Raw genomic sequence first — 16,425 nt, 5'->3', positions numbered from 1 at the left:
GAGCCCATCACGCACCGCTCACCCGCTCTCGCCCAGAGTGAAACGGATCACCCATTCGAGGGAGTCGAGGCATGACACGGGCCCCACGGCGAACAGTGGCGTGCCCGCGCGGGCGTCCTAGGGGGACGGCGAAGGCCGTCAGACCGTGACGGCGAAGCGGGAGGCGTCGAAGACGCCTTCCGCGACGATCACGGCGGGCCCGGTCATCTCGACGGTGCCGTCCGGGGTCTCGCTGATCACCAGGCGTCCGCCGGGGACGTCCACGGTGTAGGTGACGGGGTGGCCCAGGACGGCCGGGTCGGCGCCGTCGCGGCGGGCCGTCGCGACCATCACGGCGCAGGCGCCCGTGCCGCAGGAGCGGGTCTCGCCCGAGCCCCGCTCGTGGACCCGCATGGCGACGTGGCGGGGGCCGCGGTCGACGACGAACTCCACGTTGACGCCGTCCGGGTAGGTGGCGGCCGGGGCGACGGCGGGGGCGGTGAACAGGTTCCCGGCGTCGGCGAGGTCGTCGACGAAGGAGACGGCGTGGGGGTTGCCCATGTTGACGTTGCGCGCGGGCCAGTCGCGCTCACCGACGGTGACGGTGACCTCGCCCTCGGGGAGCTCGGCCCGGCCCATGGCGACGGTGATCCCGCCGGGCTCGCCGTCGGGGCCCGGCTTGGCGATGTGGGCGTGCCGGACGCCGGCGCGGGTGGCGATCGCGAGGTCGCCCGCCTCGGCGAGGCCCGCCGCCTGGAGGTAGCGCGCGAACACCCGGACGCCGTTGCCGCACATCTCGGCGACGCTGCCGTCGCTGTTGCGGTAGTCCATGAACCACTCGGCCTCGTCGGCCATCGCCCGCGCCTCGGGGTGGGCGGCGGAGCGCACCACCCGCAGCACGCCGTCCGCGCCTATGCCCGCACGCCGGTCGCACAGGAGCGCGACCGCGGTCGGGGACAGCTCCAGGCGCCCGTCGTGGTCGGGGATGATCACGAAGTCGTTCTCGGTGCCGTGACCCTTGAGGAAGGCGATCTGCGCGGTGCTCACGCTTCGATGGTACGGGGCCTCGCCCGGGGGCCCTCCGCCGGTCCCCGCGCCGGTCAGCGCAGTCGCGCCACGCGCAGGACGGCGAGGAGGACCACCACGGCGACGACGGCCGTGTAGGCGGCCACGTACCGCCAGTCCGGGCGCCGCCCGGAGCCGCGCGGCGGCAGGCCCGGCCAGGTGTAGCCCACGCGACGGGCCGCCATCACGCCCCAGCCGGCGGCGCAGCAGCTGATGAGCAGGCCGAGTACCGCGACGAGGGGTCCGCCGTCGCCGAACTCGAAGGCGAGCGGGAAGGCGAACATCAGCGAGCCGACGGCGGCGAGCACGACGATGGGCGCGAGCTGCCACAGCCTCAGCCTGCGCGGCGGGCGCAGCTCGCGGAACGACTCGGGCGCCGTCGCGTCCGCCGTCGTCCCCTCGGTGTCGTCGGGGCCGTCCGGGGTGAGCACGTCCGGCTCTCCCCCGGCCACCGCCGGGAGGTCGCCCCAGGGCTGCGGCTGATGCGGTCTGTCACGAGGGCCGGCCTCCATCGCCACGCGCCCTCCCAACTCGGACTCCACGGCTCGATCGAAGCTTGATGATGGCACGTCGGACGCGCTCCCCAGGGCGTGCGGAGCGTCCCGATGCCATCACGTGATCAGGCTGTAATAGCCCGTTCGACCAACGCCAGCGCTCGCTCGGGAAGTTCCGCCCGTCGCTCGGCGGCGCCGCTCAGCCAGTGGACGCGCGAATCCCGCCGGAACCACGAGTCCTGCCGGCGCGCGAAGCGCTTGGTGGCGCGGACGGTCTCGGTGCGGGCCTCGTCCTCGGTGCACTCCCCCGCCAGGAAGGCGAGCACCTGCTGATAGCCGAGGGCGCGTGAGGCCGTGCGCCCCTCGCGCAGGCCCTCGCGCTCCAGGGCGCGCACCTCGTCGACGAGCCCGGCCTCCCACATCCGGTCCACCCGGACGGTGATCCGTTCGTCCAGTTCGGGGCGCTCGACGTCCACGCCGATCTGCAGGGCGTCGTAGACGGGCTCCTCGCCGGGCAGGTTCGCCGTGAAGGGCCGGCCGGTGAGCTCGATGACTTCCAGGGCGCGCACGATGCGGCGGCCGTTGCCGGGGAGGATCGCGCGGGCGGCGGCCGGGTCGGCGGCGGCCAGCCGGGAGTGGAGGGCGCCGGGGCCGAGCTCCTCGAGCTCGGCCTCCAGCCGGGCGCGGACGGCCGGGTCGGTGCCGGGGAAGTCCATGGCGTCGATGGTGCCCTTGACGTAGAGCCCGGAGCCCCCGACGAGGATCGGCGTACGTCCCTCGGCGAGCAGCCGGTCGATGTGGGCCCGAGCCAGTCGCTGGTACTCGGCGACGCTGGCGGCCTCGGTGACGTCCCAGATGTCGAGCAGGTGGTGCGGCACGCCCTGCCGCTCCTCCATGGTCAGTTTGGCCGTGCCGATGTCCATGCCGCGGTAGAGCTGCATGGAGTCGGCGTTGACGACCTCGCCGCCCAGGTGCTGGGCGAGGGCGACGCCGAGATCGGACTTGCCTGCCGCCGTGGGACCGACGACGGCGATGACCCGGGGTGCGGGAGCTGCGTTTCTCACCGCTTCAGTCTCCCAAACCTCCGGAGCACCCCACGAACGAGCGACGTGACGCGACGCGGGCGGCTTCGTTGCCTGTTGCGAGGTTCCGAGAGCCGGTTCGCGGACCGGCGTGCGTGAGCGGCGCCATGGGACGCCCCTGACGACGCGGGATTTCGCTCACACCAGTAAGGTAATGGAGTAGATATGGGCGTGTTTGCAAGGCTTCTCGGCAGGTCGTCGTCGAAGTCCTCGGCGTCAACGGAAGAGGCCGCGGCTGCCACTCCGACGGCGGAATCCACCGACGCCGCGGGGACGGCCGAGGCGCAGCCGGAGGCGGCGGCCGAGACCGAGGCCGAGGAGGCCGCGGAGGAGGCGGCAGACGGGGTGGAGATCCCGAAGCAGCAGTCGGCGGAGAAGGCGGCCGACAGCGAGGCCGGTGAAGGCGCCCGCAAGTAGTTCGGCGAGGAAAGACGAGGGGCGGCCACCATGGGTCTGCTGGACAATCTCAAGGCCAAGCTCGGCCCGTTGAAGGACAAGGCCGGCGATCTCGCGCAGCAGCACGGGGACAAGATCGAGCAGGGGCTCGAGAAGGCCGCCAAGGTGGTCGACGAGAAGACCAAGGGCAAGTACAGCAGCCAGATCCAGACCGGTACGGGCAAGGCCAAGGACGCCCTGGGCCGCCTGGCCGAGCAGGACGGCAAGTCCGGGGGCCCGGCCGGCGGGAAGGGCCCCGGGGCCTCCTGACCCTCGTCATCACCTTGAGTCGGCGACGGCCGTGGAGCACGCTCCACGGCCGTCGCCGTGTACGCGGCTCACGACCGGCGGCGGGTCACGACCAGGCGGCCACGAGGTAGCCCACGCCGTAGGGGGCCTCGTCGTACAGCAGGGCCCCGCCCAGTCCGGCGCCCTCCGCCGCGCCCGCCAGGACCTGCCAGGGGGCGCGTCCGGCCGCCTGGAGCTCGCGGGCGACTCCGGGGTCCAGGGCGGCCAGGGCGGCCGTGTCGGCGGCGCCCAGGGCCCGTGCCGCCTCGGCGTCGAAGGGCTCGGCCCGCTCGTCCAGGTATCCCGGCGCCTTGACCGTGCGGCAGGCGCTGCCGTCGCCCATCACCAGGAGTGCGGTCCGCTGGGGCGTGGCGGCCAGTTCCCGGCCGGTCGCCAGGCACCGCTCGCTCTCGAGCGTCGCTCCGACGCCCAGGCCCTCGACCGGCGCGGCGGCCCACTTCGTGCGCTCCAGCAGCCAGGCGGCGACGGCCAGGGACTGCGGGAGGGTGCGCTCACCGGCGGGTTCCCCCGCGCCGAGCCGCACGTCGAGGTCCACTCCCAGGCCGCGGAAGGACCCGGGGGAGCCCGGCGGGTAGGCGCCGTCACCGGCGTGCGGGGCGGGGCCCACGACGACGAGCCGGTCGGGCCGGGCGGCCGCCAGCACGGCCACCGCGTCCAGGCAGGCGGCCCGCAGGCCGTCCAGCTCGGACGCGGCCCCGGCGGCCACGTCGGGGACCAGCAGGGGCGGGCAGGGGCATACGGCGGCGGCGACGAGCATGGCCGCACCCTAGCAATTCGCGATCAACGCTCGTCGGGCTTCCCCGGACCGTCGTGCGGCCGTTTCCCCGCCGGGTTCCGCAGGCCCACCTGTGACCTGCGCGGACCCGTCACGTCCCGCTGTGCCGCCGTGCCCGCTCAGTCGCAGCCGCAGCCCGGGCCCGCCGCGGGCGCCGGCGTCGGCGCGGGGGCGCCGATGCGCGGGATGCCCAGCATCACGCCCTGGGGCTTCTCCGCCGGAGCGGCGTTGCGCTTCTCCCACGCGTCGCCCGCGGGCGTGCGGCGGACGGCCTTCGCCGCGCCCTCGGCCAGCAGGTGGTGCGGGGCGGCGTAGGTGATCTCGACGGTGACCACGTCGCCCGGGCGCACGTCCTCGTCCGGCTTGGTGAAGTGGACCAGGCGGTTGTCGGGGGCGCGGCCGGAAAGGCGCCGGGTGGCGTCGTCCTTGCGGCCCTCGCCCTCGGCGACCATGACCTCCAGGACCCGGCCGACCTGCTTCTTGTTCTCCTCCCAGGAGATCTCCTCCTGGAGGGCGACCAGACGCTCGTAGCGCGCCTGCACGACCTCCTTGGGGATCTGCCCGTCCATGGTCGCCGCCGGGGTGCCGGGGCGCTTGGAGTACTGGAAGGTGAAGGCGTTGGCGAAGCGGGCCTCACGGACGACGTGCATGGTCTGCTCGAAGTCCTCCTCGGTCTCGCCGGGGAAGCCCACGATGATGTCGGTGGAGATGGCGGCGTCCGGCATGGCGGCGCGCACCTTCTCGATGATGCCCAGGAAGCGCTCCTGGCGGTACGAGCGGCGCATCGCCTTGAGGACCGTGTCCGAGCCGGACTGCAGCGGCATGTGGAGCTGGTGCATCACGTTCGGCGTCTCGGCCATCGCGGCGATCACGTCGTCGGTGAAGTCGCGCGGGTGGGGCGAGGTGAAGCGGACGCGCTCCAGGCCCTCGATCCGGCCACAGGCGCGCAGCAGCTTGGAGAACGCCTCGCGGTCGCCCATGTCGGAGCCGTAGGCGTTGACGTTCTGGCCGAGGAGGGTGATCTCGCTGACGCCCTCGGCGACGAGCGCCTCGACCTCGGCGAGGATGTCGCCCGGGCGACGGTCCTTCTCCTTGCCGCGCAGCGCGGGGACGATGCAGAAGGTGCAGGTGTTGTTGCAGCCGACGGAGATGGAGACCCAGGCCGCGTAGGCGCTCTCACGGCGCGTCGGCAGCGTGGAGGGGAACGCCTCCAGCGACTCGGCGATCTCGACCTGCGCGTCCTCCTGGACGCGGGCGCGCTCCAGCAGCACCGGCAGCTTGCCGATGTTGTGGGTGCCGAAGACGACGTCGACCCAGGGGGCCCGCTTGACGATCGTGTCGCGGTCCTTCTGGGCGAGGCAGCCGCCGACGGCGATCTGCATGCCGGGCCGCTTCGTCTTCATCGGGGCCAGGCGGCCGAGATTGCCGTACAGCTTGTTGTCGGCGTTCTCCCGCACCGCGCAGGTGTTGAAGACGACGACGTCGGCGTCGCCCTCGGCGGTGCCTTCGGGCGCGCGGACATAGCCCGCTTCCTCCAGGAGGCCGGACAGCCGCTCGGAGTCATGGACGTTCATCTGGCACCCGTAGGTGCGCACCTCGTATGTCTTCGCACTCATCTCAATCGACCAGGGTACGTGGTCCCTCGGACAGCGTGCCCCCACGTTTCCCCGGTACCCCCGCCCCGTCCCGTGATCTCCGCCCCGAGCCGCTCCCCGCCGAGGCCTGGTCGACGCGGCGGCGGGCTGGCAGGATCCGAGCGTGCTTCCCCGATTCGCGCGCCCCGGCGGGCGTCGTGCCGCGCGGGCGGGCGCGGTGGCGGCCGCCGTGCTCGCCCTGCTGCTGTGGTCGCTGTGGCCGCCCGACCGGGGCCCGGAGCCGGTCGGGGAGATCACGGTCGCGACGGGGGTGCCGACCGGGGTGTACGAGAAGTACGGCGACGTCCTCAAGGAGGACCTGGGCCAGGACCTGCCGGCCCTGAAGGTACGGCTGCGGCACAGTCAGGGCTCCCTCGACAACCTGCGGCAGCTCGCGAGCGGCGAGGCCGACTTCACGTTCGCCACGGCCGACGCGGTGGCCACCTACCGGGACCGCAAGCAGCCGGGTGCCGGACGGCTGCGGGCGTGCGCGCGGCTCTACGACGACTACATGCAGCTGGTCGTGCGCAAGGACTCCCCCGTGAAGTCCACCCGGGATCTCGCGGGGCTGCGGGTGGGGGTGGGGGCGGACGGGTCGGGGGTGCAACTGATCGCCCGGCGGCTGCTCCAGGCCGCCCGTCTCGACTTCGAAAAGGACATCACGCCGGTGCGGGTGGGCATCGACCGGATGCCGGGGCTGCTGGAGAAGGGCGAGCTCGACGCGTTCTTCTGGTCCGGCGGACTGTCCACCAACGCCGTCAAGGTCCTGGGAGAGCGGCTGCCGATAAGGCTCGTCCAGCTCGGGGACCTCATCGAGCCCCTCCACCGGATGGGGCGGCAGACGCGCTACTACCGGTCGGCGATGATGCCGACGGACGCCTATCCCGAGCTGAACGCCCCCGGCGTCGTCCAGACGATCGCGATCGCGAACCTCCTGGTCACCAGGGACGACACCGACGCGGATCTCACCGAGAGCGTCACCCGCACGGTGATCAAGAGCCGTGACCACATCGGCAGCAAGGTGAACGCCGCGCAGAAAGTGGACCTCCGCACGGCCATCTTCACCGACCCCCTGGAGCTCCACGCCGGAGCGCGCCGCTATTACCTGTCGGCCAAGCCCTGAACCTGTTTCCGGTCGCGACGCCGTCGGCTCAGCCGCCATGGCGCGGTACGGCGATCGTCGCGCGCAGTCCGGTCGGCCTGTTCGGCTCGTACGAGAGCGTGGCGCCGCCGGCGGCGAGCAGGGCGCGGGAGATGGACAGCCCGAGGCCGGAACCGGAGACGTTCTGGTGGCGGCTGCTGCGCCAGAAGCGGTCGCCGATGCGGGCGAGCTCCTCCTCGGTGAGGCCCGGGCCGCCGTCGGCCACGGTGATGTCGACCCGGTCGCCGGAGACGGCGACGGTGACCTCGACACGGGCGTTCTCGGGCGTGAACTTGAGCGCGTTGTCCACGACCGCGTCGAGCGCGCTGGAGAGGGCGATCGGGTCGGCCCAGCCGGTCGCCGCGGACGGCCCCCGGTAGGTGAGGGCGATCTTCCCCCGGTCGGCGACCGGCGACCAGGCGCCCACCCGGTCGGTGACTATCTCGGCGATGTCGGTGAGCCGGCCGTCGCCGGAGGCGTGCTCGGCCAGGGCGAGGTCCAGCAGGTCGTCCAGGACGCGGGCCAGCCGCTTGCCCTCGGCGCGCACCGAGCCGACCTCCGCGTGGCCCTCGGGCAGATCGAGGGCCAGCAGGTCGATGCGCAGCAGCAGCGCGGAGAGCGGGTTGCGCAGCTGGTGCGAGGCGTCGGCGACGAAGGCGCGCTGCTGTTCCAGGACGTCCTCGACGTTGTCGGCCATCTCGTTGAAGGAGCGCGCCAGTCTGCGCAGTTCCGGGGGGCCGCTGTCGGCGACGACGCGGGACTTCATCCGGCCGGTGGCGATGTCGTGGGCGGCGACGTCGAGGGTGCGTACGGGCTTGAGCACCCATCCGGTGAGCCGGAACGCCGCCGCGACCGCCACCAGCATCGCCGCCGTCTCTCCGGCCGCGATGAGCAGCCAGTCGCGCAGGATGAGGGAACGCAGCCGGCCGGTGGGCGAGTCCGTGACGACGACGGCGACGACGTCGCTGTCGCGGATGACGGGCGAGGCGACGGTGAGCCGGTCGTGGCGCCAGGGCCAGATCTGTCCGGGGTCGCGGCTGCGGCGTCCGGCCAGCGCGTCCTGGAAGGCCGCCCAGCTCTCGCCGCGCCGGGGCAGGACCCAGCCCGCGGGGGCGACCGTCAGGGGCTTTCCCTCGCGGGAGAAGACGCCGGCGCGGATGCCGTAGAGCTTCTCGTAGCGGGCGAGTTCGTGCTGGAGGCTGAGCTGCCGGTCGCCGCTGTCGCCGACTTCGGGCGGCTCGGGGGTGCGGTAGCCGACGAACTGGGCGAGGGCGGCGAAGCGTGCGGTGTCGTCGATGCGGTCGACGACGACCCGCTGCTGGCGCACGGCGGCCATGCCGGCGGCCAGCGGGAGGCCGAGGGTCATCAGGATGCCCGCCATGAGCACGATGAGCAGGGGGAGGAGTCGGGCGCGCACGGGTGGCCGCGGCTACCGGACCGGGACGACGATCTTGTACCCGACGCCCCGTACGGTCTCGATGAGGGCGGGCATCCGCAACTTGGCGCGCAGCGAGGCGATGTGCACTTCCAGGGTGCGTCCGGTCCCTTCCCAGCTGGTGCGCCACACCTCGCTGATGATCTGTTCCCTGCGGAAGACCACCCCGGGACGCTGGGCGAGCAGGGCCAGCAGGTCGAACTCCTTGCGGGTGAGGGCGACGGCCGAGCCGTGCACGCAGACACGGCGGTTGGGGAGCTCGATGGTCAGGTCGCCCAGGCTGAGGACGTTCGCGTCGCCCTCGGGGGCGCGCGACCGGCCCGGCGCGCTCTCCTGGTGCGGGATGCGCCGGGCGACGGCGTGGATGCGGGCGAGCAGTTCACCGGTGTCGTAGGGCTTGACCACGTAGTCGTCGGCGCCGAGGTTCAGGCCGTGGATCTTCGAGCGGGTGTCGGCGCGGGCGGTGACCATGATGACGGGCGTGGTGGTGCGCTTGCGGATCCTGCCGCAGACCTCGAAGCCGTCCTGGTCGGGCAGTCCGAGGTCGAGCAGGACGACGCCGAAGGGCGACCGGTCGCCCGGCAGCAGGGCCTGGAGGGCCTCCTCGCCGCTCCTCGCGTGCGTGACGTCGAAGCCGTGCCGGCCGAGGACGGCCGACAGGGCCGCGGCGACGTGGTCGTCGTCCTCCACGAGCAGCAGTCTCATCGGCCTCCTCCGCGCGGCTCGGTGCGGTATCACCGCATCCACGCGGATGCGCTCCCGGTACGTCAAGGGGTTCTGCCCGCGCGAGGGCATCCGTTATCCAGCCGGTACCACGGAGCGAGGCGTTCCGGCGATCTGACGCTGTGTGTCCGGTTGAGTCCGGATCGTTATGCTCAATTTCAGCTCAGATGTAATGACGTTGGTCTTCGCCGCTCATTAGGGTCCTCCCCAACCGAGGAGGACGGAGCGAGGAGCGCCGATGAACGAGATATCGGTGACCAAGGACGTGGCGCCCGCCGCGGACGCCCTGGTCGTCCTGGACAAGGTCAACAAGCACTTCGGCGCGCTGCACGTGCTCCAGGACATCGACTTGACCATCGCCCGCGGCGAAGTGGTGGTCGTCATCGGGCCGTCGGGATCGGGCAAGTCGACCCTGTGCCGCACGATCAACCGGCTGGAGACGACGGACTCCGGTTCCATCACCATCGACGGGAAGCCGCTGCCCCAGGAGGGCAGGGAGCTGGCGCGGCTGCGCGCCGACGTGGGCATGGTCTTCCAGTCGTTCAATCTCTTCGCCCACAAGACCGTGCTGGAGAACGTGACGCTGGGGCAGGTGAAGGTCCGCAGGAAGGACCGGAAGTCGGCCGAGGCCACGGCTCGTTCCCTGCTCGACCGGGTGGGCGTGGGCGCCCAGGCGGAGAAGTACCCCGCACAGCTCTCCGGCGGCCAGCAGCAGCGTGTGGCGATCGCCCGGGCGCTGGCCATGGACCCGAAGGTGATGCTCTTCGACGAGCCGACCTCGGCCCTGGACCCGGAGATGATCAACGAGGTGCTGGAGGTCATGCAGCAGCTCGCCCGGGACGGCATGACCATGGTCGTCGTCACCCACGAGATGGGCTTCGCCCGCTCCGCCGCGAACCGCGTGGTCTTCATGGCGGACGGCCGCATCGTCGAGGAGGCGCGGCCGGACCAGTTCTTCAGCAACCCGCGCAGCGACCGGGCCAAGGACTTCCTGTCGAAGATCCTCCACCACTGAGCGCTCCGCGCCGCCCCTTCCCCGCCGCTTCACCGCCACCCGAGGTCCCGCAGACGCAAAGGATGTCCTCCATGAAGCTCCGCAACACCGCAGCGGCGGCCGCCGCCGTCATCGCGCTGGCCGCCTCCGCCACCGCCTGCGGCAAGTCGGGCAGCCCCGACGACAAGAGCGACAAGTCCAGCGGCGGCGCCTCCGCGGCCGCCGAGCTGCCGAAGTACCAGGTGAACTCCGCCGCGGACGTCAAGGGCTCGTCGGTCTTCGAGAAGATCATGGGCAAGACGATCACCATCGGCACCAAGGCGGACCAGCCCGGCCTCGGCTTCGAGAACCCCGGCACCAAGAAGCGCTCCGGCTTCGACGTGGAGATCGCCCGGATGATCGCGGCCGATCTCGGTTTCGACGAGGCGCACATCAAGTTCGTGACGGTCCCCTCCGAGGCGCGCGAGACGCAGATCGCCAGCGGTGGCGTCGACCTGTACGTGGGCACGTACACGATCAACGACGAGCGCAAGAAGCAGGTCGGCTTCGCCGGCCCGTACTACGTCGCCGGGCAGGACCTGCTGGTGAAGGCCGACAGCTCGATCAAGGGCCCGGACGACCTCAAGGGCAAGAAGGTCTGCTCGGTGACCGGCTCCACCCCGCTGAAGCGGATCAAGGAGGCCAAGTACGGCGTGGCCGAGGCCAAGGCGCAGCAGGGCTACCAGCTGTGCGTCCAGGAGCTGGTCAACGGTTCGGTCGACGCGGTCACCACGGACGACTCGATCCTCAAGGGCTACGCGGCCGAGAACAAGGGCGCGCTGAAGGTCGTCGGCAACCCCTTCTCCAAGGAGCCCTACGGCGTCGGCCTCAAGAAGGACGACACGGCGCTGCGCGAGGCGGTCAACAAGGCCATCGAGGCGCACGAGAAGAACGGCGACTGGAAGAAGGCCTACGACGCCACGCTGGGCCGCTCGGGCGTCCCCGCCTCCACCCCGCCCGCGGTCGAGCGCTACTGACCGGCGAGTGGTGCCGGACGACCGCCTCGCGATACCCGGAGAAGTGACGTGAACGTTCTGTCGGACAACTTCGCGATGTTCCGCGAAGGTTTCATCGGCACCGTGGAACTAACGGTGCTCAGCGCGCTGCTCGCCTTGGTGCTGGGCACCCTCGTCGCGGCGTTCCGCGTCTCTCCGGTGCCCGCGCTGCGCGTCTTCGGCACCACGTGGGTGACGCTGCTGCGCAACACCCCGCTGGTGCTGTTGTTCCTCGCCGTCACCCTGGGGCTGCCGGCGCTGGGGCTGAAGGGCTGGGACTCCTTCTGGCTCGCCGTGCTCGCCCTGGGCTGCTACACCTCGGCGTTCATCTGCGAGGCCCTCAGGTCGGGGATCAACACCGTGCCGGTGGGTCAGGCGGAGGCCGCCCGGTCGATCGGGATGACGTTCGGGCAGACGCTGGTGCAGATAGTGCTGCCGCAGGCCGCCCGCACCTCGATACCGCCCATCGGCAGCCTGCTGATCGCCCTGGCCAAGAACACGGCCATCGCCTCGGGCTTCAACGTCACCGAGCTCGGCTCGGTGCAGAAGACCCTCAACGCCGCGTCGGGCTACAACATTTACGTGATCTTCCTTTGGATCGCGATCTGCTACATCATCATCACCTTCACCATCAGCGGCCTGTTCCGGCTGCTGGAGAACCGACTGGCGGTGGCCCGATGAGCGGCAGCGTCCTCTACGACGTCCCCGGCCCCCGGGGCCGGGCCCGCAACCGCCTCTACGGCGCCCTGTCCACCCTCGCGATCGCCGGGCTGATCGGCTTCGTGATCTACCGGCTGGACGCCACCGGGCAGTTCCAGGCCGGGCTGTGGGACGACTACGAGTACACCGAGACCCAGCAGCGGATCGTCGACGGCCTGCTGACCACCCTCAAGACCTTCGCGATCGCGGCCGTCCTCTCGCTGGCGCTGGGCACGGTACTGGCCACCGCACGGCTCTCCGACCACCGGCCGGTGCGCTGGGCGGCCACGGTGGTGGTGGAGTTCTTCCGGGCCATGCCGCTGCTCATCATGATCTTCCTGCTGTACGCGGCGGTGTTCACCTCCGACCCGATGTGGGCCCTGGTGATCGGGCTGACGCTGTACAACGGCTCGGTCCAGGCGGAGATCTTCCGCTCCGGGATCAACGCCGTGCCCCGGGGGCAGAGCGAGGCCGCGTACGCGATCGGGCTGCGCAAGACGCAGGTGATGACGGCCGTGCTGGTGCCCCAGGCCGTCCGCTCGATGCTGCCGTCGATCATCAGCCAGCTCGTGGTGACCCTCAAGGACACCTCGCTCGGCTTCATCATCCTCTACGAGGAACTGCTGTTCGTCGGCAAGGCCTTCGCCCAGCAGACCCCGCCCGTGAACGGCGTCTACGCCTTCATCCCGATGGTCATCGTCTTCGGCTCGATCTACATCCTGCTGTGCCTGGCGCTGTCCTCCGTCGCCACGTGGGTCGAACGGCGCACACAGCGCTCCCGCAAGGGGAAGCCGCCGGCGCTGCCGGCCGCAGGCATCGTGCCGGGCGCCGAGCCCACCGCGGGCGCCTCCGGCGCGGACGGCACCGGGACCGCCTGAACGGACGGCGGTTGACGCCCCGTCGGTCGCACCGGACCGGCGGGGCGCACGCCTTCGGCGCGCCGTGACGGCGGCTCTGATCACTTGACGCACGCACCGGCAATGGGTTGCATACGTTCTGTGATCGCGCACCGTTTTCCCCCTGCCAGTCCCCGTACGTCCCGTACGCGCCACGCGTACGGCGAGGTCACCGTCCGTTCCGGGGGCGAGGGGGCCGCACCGTGGACCCGGTGATCGTCGTCGGGGCCGGGCCCGTCGGGCTCACCCTGGCCCTGGCCCTGGCCCGGTACGAGGTGCCCGTCACCGTCCTGGACGAGTCGCCCGGCGAGGCCGGTACGCCACAGGAGCGCCGCCTGGCCCGTACGGCCGTGCTGCGGCCGGAGACCGCCGCGCTGCTGGAGCGGCTGGGGTGCGTCACTTCGGAGGGCGCCCGCTGGTCGGGCTGGCGCACGCTGCGGCGCCGGACGGAAGTGGCGCGGATCCCATTCGCACCGCCCGGCGGCGCCGGAAAGGCCGCGGAACCCGCCGAGTTCGAGGACGCGTTCGAGGCCGGTGAGGCCGCCGAGGAGCGCCCGGGTGACGAGCCGCGCGCCGACCCTGCAGCAGAACCGTCTCCCCTGCATCTGCCCCAGCACGCCCTCGCACGCGAACTGCGGGCGGCGCTCGACGGCGAGGCGGACGTGCGGATCGTCCACGACAGCCGCGTGGCCCTCCTCGAACAGGACTCCTCCGGCGTCACCGCGCACACCCGGGGCGAGGGCGGTGGCGACAACGACACGGTGTGGCGGGGCAGTTATCTGATCGGCTGCGACGGCGCCCGCTCCGTCGTCCGCAAACTGCTCGGGGCCCGCTTCCCCGGGCGTACGGCCGTGGAGCGGTACGCGGTCGCCGCGCTCCGCGCCGAGCTGCCCTGGCCGGGCGAGGCCGTGCTGCACCGGTCGCCGCCGCGCGGCGGCGAGGTGACGGCCCGTCCGCTGCCCGACGGGGTGTGGCGGCTCGACTGGCCGCTGCCGCCCGACGGCGGGCTGGTCACCCCCGACGCGCTGCTCGCCCGCGTCGGCGACTCCCTGGCGGCGTGGTGCGGCGAAGCCCCGGCGTACGAGCTGCTGGACACCGGTGTGTACGCCGTGCACCACCGTCTCGCGCGCCGCTGGCGCTGCGGGCGCGCCTTCCTCGCGGGCGACGCCGCGCATCTGCTGGGCGCGCTGGGCACCCAGGGGCTCGACGAAGGGCTGCTGGACGCCGAGAACCTCGCCTGGAAGCTGGCGCTGGCCTGGCACCACGGCGCCTCCGAAGCCCTGCTCGACAGCTACCAGGCCGAGCGCCGGGAGGCCGTCGCAGCCCGGCTGCGCGCCGCCGACCGGATGCTGCCCGCGGTACGCGGCGAGGGCGGCTGGCGGACGGTGCGGCGCACCCTCGTGCCGGGCGCCGCGCGCTCCCACGACGCGCTGCTGACGGAAGGCCACTTGGGGCGCGGGCTGCTGGGCGCGCCGGCCGTCCACTCCCGTACGCCCCTGCTGCCGGCCGCTCCGCCCGCGAGCTCGGTGCTGGTGGCCACGGCCGTGGGGGCGCCGGTCGCGGACGTGCCGGTGACCGCGCCGGACGGTTCGGAGGCGTGGCTGCGCGACCGGCTGGGCGGCGACCTGCTGGTGGTCCTCGTCGCCCCCGGCACGGGGGTGTGGGAGCGCCGCCACTGGGTGGGCGCGGGCCTCATGCCCGCCCTGGCGGCGGCCGTCTCGGCCCTGCCCGTGGCGGCGGAACTGCTCGTCGCCGAGGGGTATCCGGGGGCGGACGCGCACACCGTTCTGGTGGTCCGGCCGGACGGCCGGCTGGTGGCCGCGCTGGCGGGGGTGCGGGCGGCGGAGCTGTACGCGTGCGCGGACGCGGCGCGGGGCGGCGCCGCCGGAGGCCCCGGGGGCGCCGAGGCGCCCCCGGAGGAGTCGACTTCCCAGGAAGCCACCAGTGAGGCTACGGCCAACCGTTGACCGGCCATGGTCGCCATGGTTGACTCCGGAGCGTGACTGACAGCGGCTCGCGTTTCTGGCGGAGGGTCCATCTGGACCTGCTCCGCTACGCGGGCTGTGTCTGTCGTCCGTCCTGCTGATCCGCTCTTCCCTCCGCGCTGCCGTGCGCTCCGTGCGCCGCGCGCGTTCTTCGCGATCACTCAGGACGGTTCGACTGTGCCCGCTTCCGTACGTACGAACGTTTCGCACGCCGCCTCGCCGGACGCCTCCGGGGCGCCCTCCCAGGCGGATCTCCTGGACTTCGCCGGCCGGACGGCCGCCGACGCCCGTCTCGTCGCCTCGCTCCCGCTCGACCCCCATGGGCGGACCTGGATCCGGCTGGAGGGTCCGGGCGGCGGCGAGGCATGGCTCATCGGCTGGCCGCCGGGCAGTGGCACCGGCTGGCACGACCACGGGGGCTCGCACGGCGCGTTCGCCGTGGCCTCCGGGAGCCTGACCGAGCAGTCCCTGGCCGCGCGGCTGCCCACCGAGGGGTGGAAGCTGCTGGAACTGGCGGACGGCATCGACCGCGAGCGCCTGCTGGCGGACGGGAACGGCCGGGCCTTCGGGCCGCACCACGTCCACCAGGTGCTCAACGCCTCGCGGGAGCGGCACGCCATCTCCGTGCACGCGTACTACCCGCCGCTGCCGATGATGCGCCGGTACAGCCGCAGCGGTCAGGTGCTGCGGCTGGAGGCGGTCGAGTGGGCGCGGGAGTGGGCATGAGGGACCCGGGGGCGGGCATGAGGGAGCGGTCATGAGGGTGGAGGAGTTGCTGGCCGAGGCGCGCGCGCAGCTCGACCGCGTGGGGCCGGCCGAGGCGGCCGCCGTCCGGGCGGACGGCGGCCTGCTGGTGGACATCCGCTACGCGGCGCTGCGGGAGCGCGACGGGACGGTCCCTGGGGCGCTCGTCGTGGAGCGCAACGAGCTGGAGTGGCGGCTCGACCCGGCCTGTGAGCACCGCGCGGCGCGGGCGACGGATCACGGCCTGCGGGTGGTCGTGTTCTGCGACGAGGGGTACGCCTCGTCGCTGGCCGCCGTCTCCCTGCGCCGGCTGGGCCTGTACCGGGCCACCGATCTGGTGGGCGGCTTCCAGGCGTGGCGCGCGGCCGGCCTGCCGGTGACGCCCTGGCGTCCGGCTCAGGCGTCCGGCAGGTAGTGCTCGAGGAGCTCCGGGTCGTCGCCCTCCTCCTCCAGGGCGTCGCGCACCACGCGCAGGGCGAGCCCCTCGGAGTAGCCCTTGCGGGCCAGCATCCCGGCGAGGCGGCGCAGCCGCTTCTCCCGGTCCAGACCCCGGGTCGACCGGAGCTTGCGCTGGACGAGCTCACGGGCCGTGCGCTCCTCCTGCTCCGCGTCGAGCCGCCCCACGGCCTCGTCGACGATCGCCGAGTCGACGCCCTTGGTGCGCAGCTCCCGGGCGAGGGCGCGGCGGGCCAGGCCCCGGCCGTGGTGGCGGGACTCGACCCAGGCGCCGGCGAACGCGGTGTCGTCGATCAGGCCCACGTCCTCGAACCGGGACAGCACCTCCTCCGCCGCCTCGGCCGGTATGCCGCGCTTGGCCAGGGCGTCGGCGAGCTGTTTGCGGGTGCGCGGGGTTCCGGTGAGCAGGCGCAGGCAGATCGCCCGCGCCTGCTCCTCCGGTGACGGTGGTGCTCCGGCCCCGGCCCTCGACGGGGAAGCGGAGCCACCGCCCGTTCGGTCGTCCGCGCGCGGCTCACGTGGCACGGGCCCGTCGCCGTGCCACG

General features: G+C 72.8%; 19 protein-coding genes. 11 read left to right on the top strand and 8 right to left on the bottom strand.

Going from position 1 to position 16,425, the window contains the following annotated elements:
- Nucleotides 1-138: 138 nt before the first annotated feature.
- The 3 genes from dapF to miaA form a co-directional block, all read right to left on the bottom strand.
- On the bottom strand, nucleotides 139-1,026 hold the full coding sequence (gene dapF, locus ACX9I7_RS27960; protein ID WP_397611713.1) for a diaminopimelate epimerase: 888 nt from the start codon (nucleotides 1,024-1,026) through the stop codon (nucleotides 139-141).
- Between the two features lie 53 nt (nucleotides 1,027-1,079).
- A complete protein-coding gene (locus tag ACX9I7_RS27955) occupies nucleotides 1,080-1,556 on the bottom strand; it encodes a hypothetical protein (RefSeq protein WP_206280047.1) in 477 nt (158 codons plus the stop codon).
- A 107-nt stretch (nucleotides 1,557-1,663) separates the two neighbouring features.
- Entirely contained in the window at nucleotides 1,664-2,602 is a 939-nt protein-coding gene (gene miaA, locus ACX9I7_RS27950; RefSeq protein ID WP_189449333.1) for a tRNA (adenosine(37)-N6)-dimethylallyltransferase MiaA, read from the bottom strand.
- Nucleotides 2,603-2,785: 183 nt separating this feature from the next.
- Here miaA and ACX9I7_RS27945 point away from each other — a divergent pair, with 183 nt between their 5' ends.
- Together ACX9I7_RS27945 and ACX9I7_RS27940 are read left to right on the top strand one after the other, a co-directional pair.
- Nucleotides 2,786-3,037 carry a hypothetical protein gene (locus ACX9I7_RS27945; protein WP_126916407.1) on the top strand — a complete coding sequence of 84 codons (252 nt, stop codon included), beginning with the start codon at nucleotides 2,786-2,788 and terminating at the stop codon, nucleotides 3,035-3,037.
- A gap of 30 nt (nucleotides 3,038-3,067) precedes the next feature.
- Nucleotides 3,068-3,325, top strand: a complete 258-nt coding sequence (locus ACX9I7_RS27940; protein WP_126916406.1) for an antitoxin — start codon at nucleotides 3,068-3,070, stop codon at nucleotides 3,323-3,325.
- Nucleotides 3,326-3,410: 85 nt separating this feature from the next.
- Here ACX9I7_RS27940 and ACX9I7_RS27935 read toward each other — a convergent pair whose 3' ends face one another.
- Nucleotides 3,411-4,121 carry a class III extradiol dioxygenase subunit B-like domain-containing protein gene (locus ACX9I7_RS27935; protein WP_459388889.1) on the bottom strand — a complete coding sequence of 237 codons (711 nt, stop codon included), beginning with the start codon at nucleotides 4,119-4,121 and terminating at the stop codon, nucleotides 3,411-3,413.
- Nucleotides 4,122-4,258: 137 nt separating this feature from the next.
- Nucleotides 4,259-5,755, bottom strand: coding sequence for a tRNA (N6-isopentenyl adenosine(37)-C2)-methylthiotransferase MiaB (gene miaB, locus ACX9I7_RS27930; RefSeq protein ID WP_387572074.1), 1,497 nt, complete (start codon nucleotides 5,753-5,755; stop codon nucleotides 4,259-4,261).
- Nucleotides 5,756-5,897: 142 nt separating this feature from the next.
- Here miaB and ACX9I7_RS27925 point away from each other — a divergent pair, with 142 nt between their 5' ends.
- Nucleotides 5,898-6,896 carry a TAXI family TRAP transporter solute-binding subunit gene (locus ACX9I7_RS27925; RefSeq protein WP_387572077.1) on the top strand — a complete coding sequence of 333 codons (999 nt, stop codon included), beginning with the start codon at nucleotides 5,898-5,900 and terminating at the stop codon, nucleotides 6,894-6,896.
- Nucleotides 6,897-6,924: 28 nt separating this feature from the next.
- Here the strand turns inward: ACX9I7_RS27925 and ACX9I7_RS27920 are convergent, their stop codons facing one another.
- Entirely contained in the window at nucleotides 6,925-8,331 is a 1,407-nt protein-coding gene (locus ACX9I7_RS27920; protein WP_387572080.1) for a sensor histidine kinase, read from the bottom strand.
- Between the two features lie 12 nt (nucleotides 8,332-8,343).
- Complete coding sequence (locus tag ACX9I7_RS27915; protein ID WP_459388888.1) at nucleotides 8,344-9,054, bottom strand: response regulator transcription factor; 711 nt, start codon at nucleotides 9,052-9,054, stop codon at nucleotides 8,344-8,346.
- Nucleotides 9,055-9,310: 256 nt separating this feature from the next.
- Between ACX9I7_RS27915 and ACX9I7_RS27910 the strand changes: the two genes are divergently transcribed.
- The 8 genes from ACX9I7_RS27910 (at nucleotide 9,311) to ACX9I7_RS27875 (ending at nucleotide 15,839) form a co-directional block, all read left to right on the top strand.
- Nucleotides 9,311-10,087, top strand: a complete 777-nt coding sequence (locus ACX9I7_RS27910; RefSeq protein WP_126916400.1) for an amino acid ABC transporter ATP-binding protein — start codon at nucleotides 9,311-9,313, stop codon at nucleotides 10,085-10,087.
- Nucleotides 10,088-10,158: 71 nt separating this feature from the next.
- Nucleotides 10,159-11,082 carry a glutamate ABC transporter substrate-binding protein gene (locus tag ACX9I7_RS27905; RefSeq protein ID WP_459388887.1) on the top strand — a complete coding sequence of 308 codons (924 nt, stop codon included), beginning with the start codon at nucleotides 10,159-10,161 and terminating at the stop codon, nucleotides 11,080-11,082.
- Nucleotides 11,083-11,130: 48 nt separating this feature from the next.
- Nucleotides 11,131-11,781 carry an amino acid ABC transporter permease gene (locus tag ACX9I7_RS27900; protein WP_126916398.1) on the top strand — a complete coding sequence of 217 codons (651 nt, stop codon included), beginning with the start codon at nucleotides 11,131-11,133 and terminating at the stop codon, nucleotides 11,779-11,781.
- On the top strand, nucleotides 11,778-12,677 hold the full coding sequence (locus tag ACX9I7_RS27895) for an amino acid ABC transporter permease (RefSeq protein WP_459388886.1): 900 nt from the start codon (nucleotides 11,778-11,780) through the stop codon (nucleotides 12,675-12,677). The genes ACX9I7_RS27900 and ACX9I7_RS27895 overlap by 4 nt, the downstream gene beginning before the upstream one ends.
- Nucleotides 12,678-12,898: 221 nt before the next feature.
- On the top strand, nucleotides 12,899-14,662 hold the full coding sequence (locus ACX9I7_RS27890; protein ID WP_459388885.1) for an FAD-dependent monooxygenase: 1,764 nt from the start codon (nucleotides 12,899-12,901) through the stop codon (nucleotides 14,660-14,662).
- A gap of 32 nt (nucleotides 14,663-14,694) precedes the next feature.
- Complete coding sequence (locus tag ACX9I7_RS27885; protein WP_358631730.1) at nucleotides 14,695-14,781, top strand: putative leader peptide; 87 nt, start codon at nucleotides 14,695-14,697, stop codon at nucleotides 14,779-14,781.
- Nucleotides 14,782-14,857: 76 nt separating this feature from the next.
- Nucleotides 14,858-15,406 (top strand): cupin domain-containing protein, encoded by a 549-nt coding sequence (locus ACX9I7_RS27880; protein ID WP_387572094.1) that lies wholly within the window; start codon nucleotides 14,858-14,860, stop codon nucleotides 15,404-15,406.
- Between the two features lie 31 nt (nucleotides 15,407-15,437).
- Complete coding sequence (locus tag ACX9I7_RS27875; protein WP_387572095.1) at nucleotides 15,438-15,839, top strand: rhodanese-like domain-containing protein; 402 nt, start codon at nucleotides 15,438-15,440, stop codon at nucleotides 15,837-15,839.
- Here ACX9I7_RS27875 and recX read toward each other — a convergent pair.
- Nucleotides 15,821-16,405: a recombination regulator RecX gene (gene recX, locus ACX9I7_RS27870; RefSeq protein WP_387572185.1), complete on the bottom strand. Its 585-nt coding sequence runs from the start codon at nucleotides 16,403-16,405 to the stop codon at nucleotides 15,821-15,823. The genes ACX9I7_RS27875 and recX overlap by 19 nt on opposite strands.
- Nucleotides 16,406-16,425: the final 20 nt, after the last annotated feature.

The sequence above is a fragment of the Streptomyces sp. L500 genome (assembly GCF_054551825.1).
The sequence above is the reverse complement of the archived record's forward strand: the minus strand, read 5'-3'. Positions and strand labels throughout refer to the sequence as shown.